This window comes from Amycolatopsis samaneae (genome assembly GCF_039541975.1).
In the GTDB taxonomy this organism is placed as follows: Bacteria; Actinomycetota; Actinomycetes; order Mycobacteriales; family Pseudonocardiaceae; genus Amycolatopsis; species Amycolatopsis samaneae.
Map to the genome: position 1 here is coordinate 14886 of NZ_BAABHG010000020.1, position 14311 is coordinate 29196.

Here is a 14311-nt window from a genome sequence, read left to right on the forward strand (position 1 = left end):
TTATTGGCCGTAGCCGCGCAGTTTCTCGACCACGTGCTCGATCTCCGCGGGTGGCAGCAGGCTCGGGCTGCCCGCGGAGCGCGCGAGCAGCCAGAGCTGGCACACCCATTCCAGCTGCTGTGCCCGGTGGTACGCCGCACCCGGCCCGTCGCCGTAGGTGATGGTGCCGTGGTTGGCCAGCAGGCAGCCGCGACGCTCGTCGAGGGCTTCGAGCATCGCCTTCGCCAGTCGTTCCGTGCCGTAGGTGGCGTAGCGGGCCACCCGCGCGGTGGGCCCGATCGCCGCCAGCATGTAGTGGATCGGCGGGACCTCGTTGACCAGTGTCGACACCGCCGTCGCGTACACCGAGTGGGTGTGCACGACGGCGGTCACCGGTTTGCCGTCCGGATCGGCGGCCTCGTTGTACACGGTCAGGTGCATCGGGAGTTCGCTGGTGGGCTTGAGATCCCCGGCCACGACCGTGCCGTCGAGCGCGACCACCGGGATGTCCGCCGCGGTGAGCGTGTCGTAGTCGACCCCGGTCGGGGTCACCGCGACCCGATCGCCCGCGCGCACGGACACGTTGCCCGAGGTGCCCACGACCAGCCCGTCGGCGGTCATCCGGCGTGCGTACGCGCAGACCTCCGCCCGTTCTTCCGCCAGGATCATTCAGAGCCTCCAGAGTCCGCGCGCGGCCGCGAGACCCGCTTGGTAGTCGGCGTATCCACGCTCGTAGACCTCGATCTCGCCCGGCCGGAACTCCACGGTCCGCGCGTTGTCCGCCCAGCGATCACGATCGTACGGCCGCCCGAGTGCCTCGGCCGCGGTGAGCACCGCGCCGCGAGCACCGACGCCAGGATCGCCGGGAACGACGATCGGACGGCCCAGCACACCGGCGAAGATCCTCGTCCACTCCGCGGAGCGCACTCCGCCGCCGCAGGCGTACAACCGGCCGGAGAGCCCGGCCGCCTCGAAGCAGTGCCGTGCCGCGTACGCGACCGACTCGCACAGCGCGCGCACCAGTTCCGCGCGCCCGGTTTCCAGGCTCAGCCCGGAAAACTGCGCCCGCGCCGTCGCGTCGACGAACGGCGCGCGTTCCCCGGACACGGACAGGAACGGCAACGCCCGCACCCCACCGGCGCCGGGGGGCGAACTCGCGAGAAGCGGGTCGATGTCCGCCACGTCGATACCGAGCAGCCGGCACACCCAGTCGATCCCGGCCGTGCCCACCATCGCGGGCATCGCCCGCAGGTACTCGCCGGGTTCGGGAGTGCACAGGAACATGCCGGCGGGCTCGCCGTCCGGATCGAACCTCGCCTCCCGGGTCAGCACCTGACAGGCGAGGGTGGTGCCCGCGGTGAGGATCCCGTCACCCGGCTCCCGCACACCCGCGCCGATCGCGCTCGCCGGGAGGTCGAACGGGCCCGCCGTGACCGGCAGCCCCGCCGGAAGGCCGAGTAGCTCCGCACCCCGGTCGTCCAGGCGGAAGACGGACTTCGCGGGCGCGGGTTCGGCGAACAGCGCACGCCGGTGGGTGAGACCGCAGGCCGCGATCGCGCTCTCGTCGTACTTCCGCGTCACCGGGTCGAGGAACGGCAGCGAAGCGTCGGAGACGTCGACCGTGATCTCGCCGGTGAGCCGCTGCAGCACCGCGTCCACGCAGTACCCGGCGACCACGGCCCGGTCGAGCACCTCCGGCTCCTGAGTGTCCAAAAAGGACATGATGGCCGCCGCGCAGCCGGGGAACATCCCCGAGCCCGTGCGCCGGAACACCTCGCGGGTGACGCCGTCCGCCTGCCACTTGGCCAGCAGCGCGTTCGCGCGCCCGTCCAGCCAGGAGACGGCGGGCCGCACGGCGGCGCCGCTCTCGTCCCGCAGCCACAGCCCGTCGCCCTGGCCGGTGAGCGCGAGCGCGGTGACCGGCTCCGGGAGCTGGGCGGCGACCTCGCGGACGACGGTGGCGACGGTGCCCAGTACCTGGTCGAGATCCTGCTCCACCCGGCCGCCCGGCAGGTGGTGTACCTCGGACCGGGTGCACGCGCTCACGATCGACACCCCGGCCTCGTCGAAGACCACCGCCTTGGTCAGCGAGGTGCCGATGTCGACGCCGACGATCATGGCCGCTGCCCGAGCACCTCGGGGTTGGCGAGGTTCGCGAGCGCCTCCCCGCGCGCGTACCGGCCGACCTCGGCGGCCACGATCGCGGCGGCTCGCTCGGCGGTCTGCCTGCTGGCGCCGGCCAGGTGCGGGGTGGCGACCACGTTCGGCACGTCACGCAGGGCCCAGTCCGCGGGCGGCGGTTCGACGTCGTACACGTCCAGCGCCAGCGCGCCGAGCCTGCCGCTGCGCAGGGCCGCCGGGAGCGGGGCGTAGTCGAGCAGGCCACCGCGGGCGGTGTTCACCAGGACCGCGCCGTGCGGCAGCAGGGCGAGCTTCTCCGCGTCGATGAGGTGCCTGGTCTGCTCGGTGAGCCGGGCGTGCAGGCTGACGACCTGGCTGTTCCGCAGCAGTTCGTCCAGCTCGACGACCCGGGCACCGTCGACCGTCACCGCGGCCGGATCGGCGTACGGATCCGCCACCAGCACCTTGGCGCCGAACGCGACCAGCACCTTGGCCACCCGCGAACCGATGGCGCCGTAGCCGACCAGGCCGACCGTCGTGCCGTTGAGTTCCAGCCCCGCCTGGTCGTAGGCGTAGTAGTCGCCGCGCCAGGTGCCGCCGAGCAGCTCCGCCGAGGACGTGGAGATCCGCCGCATCGCGGCGAGGATCATGCCGATCGCGAACTCGGCCGCGGCGCCGGCGTTGCGGCCGGGCGCGTAGGTGACCGCGACACCGGCCTCCGTCGCCGCGGCCAGGTCGACGTTCACCGGCCCGCCCCGGCACACCGAGACCAGCTTCAGGTTCTCCGCAGCCGCGAAGACCTGCTTGGTGAAGGGCGCCATCTGGGTCACCACGACCTCGGCGCCGCCCAGCGCGTCGATCACCTGCTGTTCGGTGCCACTGGCCTCGTGTACCTCGGCGACCGGGCCGAAGGGCTCGACCGGCCACGGCAGTTTCAGCTCGGTGATCTCGTGGTCACCACCCAGCTCCGACCGGACCGCACCGACCAGCAGGTCGGGGCCCACGAAATGGTCTCCCGCAGCGAGAATGCGCAACGCTGCTCCTTTCCTCGCCGTTCCAGTAAGAACCCGCACCGCTCGCTCGTCAACCGCGCGGCGGACGTCCGCCCTCAGTGAGCTTTCTCGTACTCGGTGATGTGCGCGACCTTGCTCGCGCTCGGCGATCCCGGGTCGAACCGGTAGCCCACCCATTCGGTGACGATCTTCTTCGCCAGCTCGGGCCCGATCGCGCGGGCGCCGAACGTGATCACCTGGCAGTCGTTCGATTTGATCGACCGCTCCGCGGAGTAGGAGTCGTGTGCCACGGTCGCGCGCACACCGGGCACCTTGTTGGCCGAGATCGCCATGCCGATCCCGGTACCGCAGACCAGCACCCCGCGATCGGCCTCGCCACGGGCGATCGTCTCCGCGGCCGCCAGTCCGAGCAGCGGGTACGCCCGCTCGTCGGCGCCGCTGGCGACACCGAGATCGGTCACCTCGTCGACACGTTCGTCGGCGAGCAACAGGTCCCGCAGCTGATCCTTCAGCCCGACCCCGGCGTTGTCCGCCGCCACCACGATCCGCATGTCAGTCGTTTTCCTTTCCCACAACCGCGCCGACGGCCGTGACCAGCAACGAGAAGGAGACCGCTCCCGGATCGGGGTGCCCCTTGCTCCGCTGTGCCAGCCGCGCCGCACGTCCCTTGGCGGGCACCAGATGCGCGCTCGCTTCGGCCGCGGTCACCGCCGCCGAAGCCGCCTTCCGCCACGCCTGCCCGACGTCGGCGCCCTCCTCGGCCTGCTCCCGCAGCACCGCGCGGAAGGGCTCGATCGCGTCGAGCATCGTCTTGTCACCGGGTTCGGCGCCGCCGAGTTCGACGAAGGCCAGCACGGCCTTGTCCACCGCCGTCGCGAGCCGGACCGCGGTGATTTCGTCGCCGCCGAGGCCACTCAGCCCGGCGCCGGTCTCCGCGAGCAGCACGCCGTACAGCGCACCGGACGCGCCACCCGCCGCGTCGGCGAACGCCGTGCCCGCCGCGAGGAGCGCGCCCGAAATCGACTCGCTGTCCCGGCGCGCCGCGGCGACCGCCGCACGCATCCCCCGGGTCATGCCGAGCCCGTGGTCACCGTCCGCCGCGACGGCGTCCAGCCTGCCCAGCTCGTCTTCGTTCGCCTCGATGCTGTGCAGCGCCGCCGTCAGCGCCCTGTCCACGATCGTGTTTCCCGGCCGCGTTTCGGCCAGCAGCTCGTCCACTGTGGACTCCACGGCGACCGGTGCCAGCGCCGGGCCGGTGGTGCGGTAGCCCGGGGTGTCACACGGCGCGGCGTACAGCTCGGCCAGCTCGTCGTCCAGCACCATGACCGACAGCGAAACGCCCGCCATGTCCAACGAGGTCACGAATTCCCCGACCTCGGTGTGCAGCGGGCTCAGCCCCGCCGCGGCCAGCCGCTCGTGCACCCGGGTGTAGGTGACGAACATTTCCTCGTACTTGGTGCGGCCCAGACCGTTGAGCAGCACCACGATCCGGCCGTCGCCCTCGGGCAGCTCGGGCAGCAGCCCGTCGACCAGCTCGTCGGCCAGTTCGGCCGCGGACAGCCTGCCGACCGTGCGCACGCCCGGCTCGCCGTGGATGCCGAGTCCCAGCTCCATCTCCCGCTCGCCGACGGTGAACAGCGGCTCGGCGGCACCGGGCAGCGTGCACCCGCCGAAGGCAACACCGAACGTCCGGATCCGCGCGTTCGCCTTCTCCGCCGCCGCGTACACCCCGGCGAGATCGTCACCGCGCTCGGCGGCGGCGCCCGCGATCTTGAACACCAGGAAGTCACCCGCGACACCACGCCGTCGCTCGGGATGCTCGGCCGGGCCACTCGCGACGTCGTCGGTGACCAGGATCGTGCGGCTCTCGATCCCCTCGGCGGCCAGCCGGCGCGCGGCCAGTCCGAAGTGGAGCACGTCGCCCTGGTAGTTGCCGTAGCCGAACAGGACTCCGGCACCGTTCTCGGCCGCCCGCGCGGTGCGGTACACCTGCTCGGCGCTCGGGCTGGTGAACACGTCGCCCACCACCGCGCCGTCGGCGAGGCCGGGCCCGACCAGCCCGGCGAACGCCGGGTAGTGCCCGCAGCCACCGCCGATGACCACCGCGACCTTGCCGGGCCGGGTGTCCTCGCGGCGCACGACACCGTAGGCGCCGGGCACCTTGCGGACCGTGCGGCCGTAGGCGGTGGCGAACCCGTCCAGCCATTCGCGCTTGAACGTCTCCGCGGTACCGAGAGTCGTCATTTCAGTCTCCTGCCGCCACCGGCTCACCGGCCAGGTAGGCCAGGAGTTTCACGCGGACGTCGTCGTTGCTTCCCGCCACCGCGCTGGCGAGCTCCAGCGCGTCCGGCTTCGGCGGGTAGGTCGGGTTCGGCAGCGCGATCACGGTGAGGCCGGCCGCCGCGGCCGCGCGGATCCCGTTGCTGGAGTCCTCCACGCCGAGACAGTCCGCGCCGGACCGGCCCAGCCGGGCGGCGGCCTCCAGGTAGACGTCCGGGCTGGGCTTGCCGCGCGCCACCTCGGCACTCGACACCGTGGCGGTGAACTCGCCTGCCAGCGCGTGCTTTTCGAGCACCGCGTCGATCACGCGGCGGGCCGCGGAGGAGGCGAGCGCGACCGGCACCCGCGCGCTGACCTCGCGCACCATCTCCCCGGCGCCCGGCAGCAGCGGTGCCTCACCGGCCTCGATCGAGGCGATCATGCCGTCGACCACGGCCTGCTCCACCTCGCCCGCACGGTCCGGCACGCCGCAGCGGCGCGCCAGGTAGGCGGCCCACTCGGGCGCGCTCATCCCCTGCACCGACGCGGTGTCCTCGGCCGTCCACTCGATCTGGTGCCGGGCCGCGTAGGCGACCCAGTTCTCCTCCCAGAGGTGTTCACTGTCGACCAGGACGCCGTCCAGATCGAAGACCACCGCACCGAGCCCCATCGAGATCCCCTTTCACACGGATGATGTTAAGTTAACATCGAAGATGAGATATTGGCAAGCGCGAGGAGGGCACCGTGGTCGCACGTCTACTGCTGGCCAGGCACGGGCAGACGGAATGGCACGCGGACAACAGGTACGCGGGCAGCAGTGAGGTGCCGTTGACCGAGGAGGGGCTCCGCCAGGCGGAGGCACTGGCGCGGCACGCCGCCGAGCTGAAGCCGACGGCGTTGTTCTGCTCCCCCCAGGCACGCGCCGTGCGGACCATGGCTCCGGCGGCGACCGCGCTCGGGATGACCCCGGCGATCGTGGAAGGACTGCGGGAAGCACACTTCGGCATCGCGGAGGGGCGAACCCGCGAAGAGCTGCGCGAGAGCGATCCCGTTGCACTGGAACGTTTTCTGGCGGATCCGGTGGACGGCGCGTTCCCCGGCGCCGAGTCCCCCGCCGGGGTGGCCGCCCGCGGGGCCGCCGCGCTCCGCGGGATCGCCGCGGACACCGACGGCGGCACCGCGCTCGTCGTCGCACACAACACGCTGCTCAGGCTGACCCTGTGCGCGTTGCTGGACATTCCACTGCGGACCTACCGCTCGGTGTTCCCCCGCGTGGACAACGTCGCGCTCACCGAACTGCGGATCGACGGCGAACACACCGCACTGCTCCGCTTCAACAACCCGGTCCCCGCGCGATACTGAGCACATGACCAGTGAGAAACCGACGAGCGGCAGCGGGCACTCCCGGGACCGTCGCCAGCAGTTGCTGGTCGACACCATCTTCGCGAAGGGCTCGGCGTCGATCCTCGAACTGGTGGAGCTTTCCGGCGTCAGCCACATGACCGTGCACCGCGACGTGGACGAGCTGGTGCGCCGCGGCCTGGTGCGCAAGTACCGCGGCGGGGTTTCGGCCATGCCCTCGACGGTGTTCGAGAGCAACGCCGAGTACCGGATGAACGCGCACGCGGAGGCCAAGGCGTCGATCGCGCGGCGGGCGCTGGAGGAGGTCGAGCCGGGGATGTCGGTCCTGCTCGACGACTCGACCAGCGCGCTGGCGCTGGCCAAACGGCTGGGCGAGGTCACGCCGCTGACCGTCGCGACGAACTACCTCGGCGCCATCGACCTGCTCAAACAGCTCGAAGAGGTCCGGCTCATCTGCATCGGCGGCGACTACTCGAACACGCACGACTCGTTCCTCGGCATGCAGAGCCTGGAGGCGATCGAACGGCTTTCGGTGGACGTCGCCTTCGTCTCGACCTCGGCGATGAACACCGAGCAGACGTTCCACCAGGAGCCCGAGATCGTGATGATCAAGCGCGCGATGCTCGCCAGTGCGCGGCAGAAGGTGCTGCTGATGGACGCGAGCAAGATGTCACGCGCCGCGCTGCACCGGCTCGCCCCGCTTTCGGACTTCGACCTGCTGATCGTCGACGCCGGCACGGACCGGCACGTACTCGACGAGTTGCGCAACCGGGTGAAGGTCGCCGTCGCCGACTGAGATCGCCGGGTTTCCGGCGCTAGTGCCGTGAAGGCCTCCTTCACAGCGGTGAGCGCCGCGAAGGAGGCCTGCACGGTCTTGGGCTGTTTGCCGCGCGGCCTCGCGAAAGCACCGTTCGGGGGCGTACTCGACGCGCCGGGGCCGATGAGCCGAGGGACGCCCTGGGTGCACTGAACGCACCGAGGGACGCCCTCGTCGCAGCCAATGCACCGAAGGCGTCCCTCGGCACTGCCAGGCGGTCGATTGCAGTGAAGGGCGCCCTCAGGGCACTCGATGCCCCGAAGGGGCCCTTCAGCTCATCCAAGATCGACGCGGTGGGTAGCCGCTCGACGACACCCCGAGTTAACAGGAACAAGTTCGAACTAACATCTTGTGTGCGAAGTTAACACGGTCCATGATACGTTGAACTCGACGCATGGAGGCGTGCATGAGCCAGACAACATCGGGGTTGTCCCCGGCGCGAAGCGGGTTCGCTCGCTTGCTCACGAAGTGGGGCCTGCCCGCCCCGCTGTTCCTCGGCTACGTCGGCCTGCTGCTGTTCATGATCGGCGACGGGGTCGAATCCGGCTTCATCGCGCCGTTCATGGCGAACAACGGCGCGGGCACCGAGATCAGGGCGTCCTATGTGATCACCGTGTACGGCGTCGCGGTGATGCTCGCGTCCTGGCTGTCCGGCGCGCTGTCGGACCTGTGGGGGCCACGCCGGGTGATGATGGCGGGCCTCGTCATCTGGCTGGTGTTCGACGTCCTGTTCCTGGCGGCCGCGGTCGGCACCGAGAACTACCCGCTGATGCTGGTCTTCTACGGCATCAGGGGCTTTGGCTACCCGATGTTCGCCTTCGGCTTCCTGGTGTGGATCACCGCGGTGGCCCCGGTCGCGCGGCTCGGCGCGGCGGTCGGCTGGTTCTACTTCGCCTTCACCGGCGGGCTGCCCACCCTCGGCGCGCTCGTCGCGAGCTTCACCAACCCGCTGCTCGGGCACTACGGGACGTTGTGGGTCTCGGTCGGGCTGCTCGCGCTCGGCGGCGTGCTCGCGATCTTCGGCGTCCGGCAGCGCACCGGGTACACCCGGCTGGCCCCGCCGGAGGTGAAACCGGTGCAGAGCCTGGTGTCCAGCGTGTCGATCGCGTGGAAGAAGCCCCGCATCGGGATCGGCATGATCGTCCGTGTCATCAACACCGCGCCCGAGTTCGGCATGCTCGTGTTCTTCCCGACGATCTTCATCAGCCAGATCGGGTTCGGCGAGAGCCGCTGGCTGCTGCTCGTCTCGGTGATCTACGGGACGAACATCTTCTTCAACCTGATCTTCGGCGTGCTGAGCGACAAGATCGGCTGGCGCACCACCATCTTCTGGTTCGGCGCGATCGGCTGTGCGATCTCCATCCTGCTGCTGTACTTCGTCCCGGTGGCGATGGGCGCGCAGTACTACTGGCTCGCGCTGCTCGTCGGCGCGCTGTACGGCGCGACGCTCGCCGGGTTCGTGCCGATCTCGGCGCTGCTTCCCTCGCTGGCACCGGAGCACAAGGGCGGCGCGATGGCGCTGCTCAACCTCGGCGCGGGCGCGGCCGCGTTCGTCGGACCGGCGATCGTGAGCCTGTTCCTCGGCCCGGCGGGCGCCGCCGGCGTGGTCATCATCTTCGCGGTGCTCTACCTCGTCGCGGCGGTCCTGGTGCGTTTCCTGAAACTGCCCGAGGAAACCGAAAAGGCGATCGCCGAGGACGCGAGCCTGCAACAAGCCGGAGAGAAGGTCGCGACAGCGTGAACGAACCGGTCACCATCGGCCTCGACGTCGCCACCGCGGGGGTCCGTGCCCTCGCGGTGCGCGGCGGCGCCGTCCTGGCCACCGCCGCCGAACCGCTCCCCGCGCCGGTCCGGGACGGGCGCGGGCACAGCGAGCAGGACGCGAGGTCGTGGTGGCCCGCCGCGGAAGCGGCGCTGGGCCGGGTCACCGCGGCGCTGCCGGGGAACGGCTCCGAGGTGGTCGCGGTGGCGATCGCGGCCACCTCGGGCACCATCGCCGGTGTCGACTCGCGCGGCGAGCCGGTCGGCCCGGCGCTGATGTACGACGACCGGCGCGGCGCCGGGTACAACGCGAAGGCGGCGGAGCTGGGCGCCGAGCGCTGGCGGGCGCTCGGATCCGGGGTGTCGGCGACCTCGGCGCTCGGCCGGATCGCCTGGCTCGCCGAGCACCACCCCGAGGTCACGAAGATCCGGCACACCGCGGATCTGATCGCCGCGAAGCTGACCGGCGGCCCGGTCGCGGCCGACTGGTCACACGCGTTGAAGAGCGGCTACGACCCGCGCGCCCGGGAGTGGCCGCACGAGGTGTTCGCCGGGCTGGGCGTGCCGGAAGGCCTGCTCCCGCCGGTGGTCCCGCCCACCACCGTGCTCGGCCGGGTCCCCCGGCCCGTCGCCGGGCTTCCGGCGGGATGCGCGGTGGTCGCCGGCATGACCGACGGCTGTGCCGGGCAGCTCGCGGCCGGCGCCGTCGCACCCGGTCAGTTCGTCGGGATTCTCGGCACCACGTATGTCCTCAAGGGAGTGACCGCCGAGCTGGTCCCGGATCCCAGCGGGGTCGTCTACAGCCATCGCCATCCCGACGGCTGGTGGCTGCCGGGCGGGGCGTCGAACACCGGCGGCGAGGCCGTGTCCGATCAGGCGGACCTGCCCGCGCTCGACGCCGCGGCGGCCGCGCGGGGGCCCGCCGGGATCGTCGCCTATCCACTGCGGCGTACCGGGGAACGTTTTCCGTTCGGCAGCGCGGAGGCCACCGGGTTCGTGCTCGGCACCCCGGCCGACGAGGCCGAGCTGCACCGGGCGCGGCTGGAGGGTGTGGCCTTCCTCGAACGGCTCGCACTGGATCACCTGCGCCGGCTCGGCGCGCGGGTGACCGGCCCGTTGCTGGCGGCGGGCGGCGGCAGCCGCAGTCCACTGTGGACACGTATCCGGGCGAGCGTGTCCGGGCTCGGGCTGCGCGTCGCCCCGAACGCCGAGACGGGGTACGGCGCGGCGTTGCTCGCCGCCGCCGGGGTGCTCCCGGGCGGGCTCACCGCAGTGTGCGGGGAGCTGCCCGGGGGCACCGTGATCGAGCCCGTCGTGGCCGAACAGGACGCGCTTTCCCAGTCCTATCACCGTTTCTGCGCGGCCCTGCACGAACGGGGGTGGATCGGCAGCGAGTTGTACGCCGCCACGCGGAGCTGACCCGCGCTCAGTCCTCGCGTGCGGCGGCCTCGTCCGAGGCGGCGGGTTCGGCGGCAGCGGTTTTGGCGGCGGCTTCGGCGGCGGTGTCCTCCTCCGAGGGCGTCAGCAGCCGGACCGCTTCCTGCACGGCGGCGTCGGTGGCGGCGAGCCGCTCGGCGACCTTCGCGCGGAGTTCGAGCGCCAGCGTCCGCTGCTTGTCGGCCTCGGCCTGTTTGGCGGTCGCGTCGGCGAGCGCGGCGTCGGTCTGCGCCTTCTTGGCCGTGATCTCCTCGGCCGCGACGCGGTCGGCCTCGGCGCGCCGGGCGGCCGCCTCCTCCTCAGCCTTCTTGTCCGCCTCGGCCCGCGCGTCCTGCGCGGCCTTGTCGAGCTGCGCGCGCTGCTTACCCGCCTCGGCTTCGAGCCGCTCGATCTCGGCGCGGGCGTCGGCCAGCAGCCTTTCGCGCTCGTCCTGCGCGTCCTTGGCCTGCTTGTCGCTCGAACGCTGGGTCTCGCGGGCGTACTTGTCCGCTTCCTCCCGGGTCGAGGCGGCGTCGGCCGAGGCGGCGGTTCGCAGCTCGGTGGCCTCCTCCTCGGCGAGTTGCATCATCATGCGCACCCGCTCGGCCATCGCACCGGCGCCGGTGGGGCTGGAGTTCAGCCGCACCAGCGCGGCCTTGGCCTCCGCCAGCTCCTGCTGCGCGTAGCTGAGCGCCTTCGAAAGTTCTCCGGATGTCGCGACGGCCTCGTCGCGGCTGTGAGCCGCCTCCTTGAGCTGACCAGTCAGCTCCGTGAGGCGTTCGTCGACCTGACGCTGGTTGTAGCCCCGGACGGTGACCGCGAACTGCGCGGTCTTGGGGCTGGGCTCGGACTTCTCGGGAGCTACCATTGCGCCACCTTAGTGAGCACGGGACCGCGCGGAAATACCGCCGAACGGCTTCATTACGATATTTGGTCCCCCCGGTCACCCATGGCATCCTGCTCTGTTGACGGTGCGCTAGCAGTGGGCGGCGGGAGGCCACAGTGGACATTCCGGCGATCCTCGACGACATCCGCGTCCACTGGCACGTCTACGCCACGATGCCGCTCATCGCGGCCCTCATCGGCTACCTGACCAAGCGCGTCGCGATCGAGATGATGTTCCGCCCGCTGGAGTTCGTCGGGATCCGGCCGGTCTTCGGCTGGCAGGGCGTGATCCCGGCGAACGCGCGGCGGATGGCCACCACCGCCGTCGATCTGCTGACCAAGAACCTCGTCGACCCGCGCGAGATCTTCTCGCGCCTCGACCCGGAGGAAATGGTCAAGGAACTCGAAGAGCCACTGCTGAAGGCCGTCGACGACGTCACGCGGGAGGTGATGGAGCAGTACCAGCCCCGGCTGTGGGAACTGCTGCCCGCCCAGGCGCAGCGGATGCTGATCGGCCAGGTCCGCGCGCAGGCGCCCAAGGCCGTCAAGCGGCTGCTGCGTGAAGTCTCGACGAACATCGACGACGTTCTCGACGTCAACGACATGCTGATCAACGCGATGGTCCGGGACAGGTCGCTGACCAACCGGCTCATCCGCGAGGTCGCCGCGCCGGAGTTCAGGTTCATCGCCCGCTCCGGCGTCTACTTCGGATTCGTGATCGGGCTCGTCCAGTTCGTCGCGTGGGCGCTGACAAAGCAGCCGTTGATCATGCCGGTGTTCGGGTTCGTGACCGGGTTCGTCACCGACTGGCTCGCCCTCAGGATGATCTTCTACCCCCGCGAGCCGCGCGGCTTCGGGTTCTTCCGCTGGCAGGGGATGTTCCAGAAGCGGCGTCGTCAGGTCGCGGCGGACTACGGCGCGCTCATCGCCGACGAGGTGCTGACCGTGCGCAACGTGCTGGAGGCCGTGCTCACCGGGCCGAAGTCGGACCGGCTGTTCGCGCTGATCACCCGCGAGGTCCAGCGGACCGTCGACGCGCAGACCAGCATCGCGAAGCCGCTCGTCGCGCTGACCGTCGGCGGACGGCAGTACCAGGAGATGAAACGCGCCGCCGCGGCGAAGGCGATCGCGTACCTGCCGGAGACCGTGAAGCACGTGGAGAGCTACGCCACCGACGCGCTCGATGTCCGCAACACCATCGTCGAGAAGATGCAGCAGCTCACCCCGATCGAGTTCGAGGGGATCCTGCGGCCCGCGTTCCGCCAGGACGAATGGAAACTGATCGCCGTCGGGGCGATCATCGGCGGTCTGGTCGGTGAGCTCCAGGTGCTCCTGCTGCTGCACTGACCGGCCGGTGCCCCTTCCCGGGCCCGAATCCGGAGCGCCCGCCCCGCACGGGATAACGTTCCGGGAGTGGATGCCGTCATCGCGGACCTGAGCCAGCACTGGCAGGTCTACCTCACGATGCCGTTCATCGCCGCGCTCATCGGCTACGTCACCAAGCGCGTCGCGATCGAGATGATGTTCCGCCCGCTGGAGTTCGTCGGGATCAAGCCGGTCTTCGGCTGGCAGGGCGTGCTCCCCGCGAACGCCGAGCGGATGGCGACCACCGCCACCGACGTGCTGACGACGAACCTGGTCGATCCGAAGGAGATCTTCGCCCGCCTCGACCCGGCCCAGGTCGCCAGGGAGATCGAGCAGCCGCTGCTGCGGGTGGTCGAGGACGTCACCCGCGAGGTGATGGAGCAGTACCAGCCGCGGTTGTGGGAGATGCTCCCCAACACCGCGCAGCGGATGCTGCTCAAACGCGTCCAGGCCGAGGCGCCGAAGGCGATCACCAAGATCATGCGGGAGATCTCCGAGAACATCGAGGACGTGCTCGACCTCAAGCACATGGTCGTGGAGAACCTGGTCCGCGACAAGGCGTTGCTGAACCGGCTGATCCGCGACATCTCCCGGCCGGAGATGCGGTTCATCGCCCGCTCGGGCATCTGGTTCGGTTTCTCCCTCGGCTGCGTGCAGCTGGCGGTGTGGGCGCTGACGAAGTCGCCGATCGTGCTGCCACTGTTCGGGCTCGGCATCGGCTGGTTCACCGACTGGCTGGCCCTGAAGATGATCTTCCTGCCGCGTGAGCCGAAACGCTTCTTCGGCCTCTACACCTGGCAGGGCATCTTCCAGAAGCGCCGGGACCAGGTCGCCGCCGACTACGGCGACATGATCGCGCGAGAGATCATCACGATCCCGAACCTCCTGGAGGCGGTGCTGCGCGGGCCGAAGTCGGACCGGCTGTTCACGATGATCACCCGCGAGGTCCAGCGGACGATCGACCAGCAGGCCAGCGTCGTCAAACCGTTCGTCGCGATCGCCGTCGGCACGAAGCGGTTCCAGGAGATGAAGCAGGTCGCGGCGACGAAGGCGGCGGAACGCGTCCCGGAGACGATCCGGCACGCGGAGGCGTACGCGGTCAACGCGCTCGACGTGCGCAACACCATCGTCGACCGGATGCGCAGGCTGAGCGCGCTGGAGTTCGAGCAGCTGCTGCGCCCGGCGTTCCGGCAGGACGAGTGGAAGCTGATCGCGGTCGGCGCGCTGATCGGCGGACTCGTCGGTGAGCTGCAGGTTCTCGCCCTGTTGCACTGACTCGCCCGGTCCACCGCGTACCCGCTAGGGTTCGGGCTGTCGGCGGGAGGGAGGTCGC

General features: G+C 70.8%; 13 protein-coding genes. 6 read left to right on the forward strand and 7 right to left on the reverse strand.

The features are described 5' to 3' along the window. The 6 genes from ABD987_RS38560 to ABD987_RS38585 form a co-directional block, all read right to left on the reverse strand. A complete protein-coding gene (locus ABD987_RS38560; RefSeq protein WP_345406380.1) occupies nucleotides 1-648 on the reverse strand; it encodes a class II aldolase/adducin family protein in 648 nt (215 codons plus the stop codon). Then, nucleotides 649-2097, reverse strand: a complete 1449-nt coding sequence (locus ABD987_RS38565; RefSeq protein WP_345406383.1) for an FGGY family carbohydrate kinase — start codon at nucleotides 2095-2097, stop codon at nucleotides 649-651. It lies immediately after the preceding gene. Beyond that, the gene (locus tag ABD987_RS38570; RefSeq protein WP_345406386.1) at nucleotides 2094-3134 is read right to left on the reverse strand and encodes a 2-hydroxyacid dehydrogenase; all 1041 of its coding nucleotides are present in this window, start codon (nucleotides 3132-3134) and stop codon (nucleotides 2094-2096) included. The genes ABD987_RS38565 and ABD987_RS38570 overlap by 4 nt, the downstream gene beginning before the upstream one ends. A 74-nt stretch (nucleotides 3135-3208) precedes the next feature. Further along, nucleotides 3209-3664, reverse strand: coding sequence for an RpiB/LacA/LacB family sugar-phosphate isomerase (locus ABD987_RS38575; protein WP_345406389.1), 456 nt, complete (start codon nucleotides 3662-3664; stop codon nucleotides 3209-3211). Between the two features lies 1 nt (nucleotide 3665). Continuing rightward, the gene (locus tag ABD987_RS38580; RefSeq protein ID WP_345406392.1) at nucleotides 3666-5357 is read right to left on the reverse strand and encodes a dihydroxyacetone kinase family protein; all 1692 of its coding nucleotides are present in this window, start codon (nucleotides 5355-5357) and stop codon (nucleotides 3666-3668) included. 1 nt (nucleotide 5358) lies between these two features. Then, entirely contained in the window at nucleotides 5359-6042 is a 684-nt protein-coding gene (locus tag ABD987_RS38585) for an HAD family hydrolase (protein WP_345406395.1), read from the reverse strand. Between the two features lie 74 nt (nucleotides 6043-6116). On the opposite strand from ABD987_RS38585, the gene ABD987_RS38590 reads away from it, so the two are divergent. From ABD987_RS38590 to ABD987_RS38605, 4 genes are all read left to right on the forward strand, one after another. Continuing rightward, nucleotides 6117-6734, forward strand: coding sequence for a histidine phosphatase family protein (locus ABD987_RS38590; protein ID WP_345406398.1), 618 nt, complete (start codon nucleotides 6117-6119; stop codon nucleotides 6732-6734). A gap of 4 nt (nucleotides 6735-6738) precedes the next feature. After that, nucleotides 6739-7530 (forward strand): DeoR/GlpR family DNA-binding transcription regulator, encoded by a 792-nt coding sequence (locus ABD987_RS38595; protein WP_345406401.1) that lies wholly within the window; start codon nucleotides 6739-6741, stop codon nucleotides 7528-7530. 427 nt (nucleotides 7531-7957) lie between these two features. Continuing rightward, nucleotides 7958-9292, forward strand: coding sequence for an MFS transporter (locus ABD987_RS38600; protein ID WP_345406404.1), 1335 nt, complete (start codon nucleotides 7958-7960; stop codon nucleotides 9290-9292). Continuing rightward, on the forward strand, nucleotides 9289-10731 hold the full coding sequence (locus tag ABD987_RS38605; RefSeq protein WP_345406407.1) for an FGGY-family carbohydrate kinase: 1443 nt from the start codon (nucleotides 9289-9291) through the stop codon (nucleotides 10729-10731). Before ABD987_RS38600 ends, ABD987_RS38605 begins: the two co-directional genes overlap by 4 nt. Before the next feature lie 7 nt (nucleotides 10732-10738). On the opposite strand, the gene ABD987_RS38610 is transcribed toward ABD987_RS38605, so the two are convergent. After that, nucleotides 10739-11596, reverse strand: a complete 858-nt coding sequence (locus ABD987_RS38610) for a coiled-coil domain-containing protein (protein WP_345406410.1) — start codon at nucleotides 11594-11596, stop codon at nucleotides 10739-10741. Nucleotides 11597-11730: 134 nt separating this feature from the next. Here ABD987_RS38610 and ABD987_RS38615 point away from each other — a divergent pair, with 134 nt between their 5' ends. After that, on the forward strand, nucleotides 11731-12960 hold the full coding sequence (locus ABD987_RS38615) for a DUF445 domain-containing protein (protein ID WP_345406413.1): 1230 nt from the start codon (nucleotides 11731-11733) through the stop codon (nucleotides 12958-12960). Between the two features lie 117 nt (nucleotides 12961-13077). Beyond that, the gene (locus tag ABD987_RS38620) at nucleotides 13078-14253 is read left to right on the forward strand and encodes a DUF445 domain-containing protein (protein WP_345406775.1); all 1176 of its coding nucleotides are present in this window, start codon (nucleotides 13078-13080) and stop codon (nucleotides 14251-14253) included. The last annotated feature ends 58 nt before the right edge of the window (nucleotides 14254-14311 follow it).

Bases quoted from the DNA above. Each gene is read 5' to 3' on its own strand.
- ABD987_RS38595 (WP_345406401.1), top strand. From the start codon at position 6,739: ATGACCAGTGAGAAACCGACGAGCGGCAGCGGGCACTCCCGGGACCGT.
- ABD987_RS38575 (WP_345406389.1), bottom strand. From the start codon at position 3,664: ATGCGGATCGTGGTGGCGGCGGACAACGCCGGGGTCGGGCTGAAGGAT.
- ABD987_RS38600 (WP_345406404.1), top strand. From the start codon at position 7,958: ATGAGCCAGACAACATCGGGGTTGTCCCCGGCGCGAAGCGGGTTCGCT.
- ABD987_RS38585 (WP_345406395.1), bottom strand. From the start codon at position 6,042: ATGGGGCTCGGTGCGGTGGTCTTCGATCTGGACGGCGTCCTGGTCGAC.
- ABD987_RS38610 (WP_345406410.1), bottom strand. From the start codon at position 11,596: ATGGTAGCTCCCGAGAAGTCCGAGCCCAGCCCCAAGACCGCGCAGTTC.
- ABD987_RS38620 (WP_345406775.1), top strand. From the start codon at position 13,078: ATGCCGTTCATCGCCGCGCTCATCGGCTACGTCACCAAGCGCGTCGCG.
- ABD987_RS38560 (WP_345406380.1), bottom strand. From the start codon at position 648: ATGATCCTGGCGGAAGAACGGGCGGAGGTCTGCGCGTACGCACGCCGG.
- ABD987_RS38580 (WP_345406392.1), bottom strand. From the start codon at position 5,357: ATGACGACTCTCGGTACCGCGGAGACGTTCAAGCGCGAATGGCTGGAC.
- ABD987_RS38565 (WP_345406383.1), bottom strand. From the start codon at position 2,097: ATGATCGTCGGCGTCGACATCGGCACCTCGCTGACCAAGGCGGTGGTC.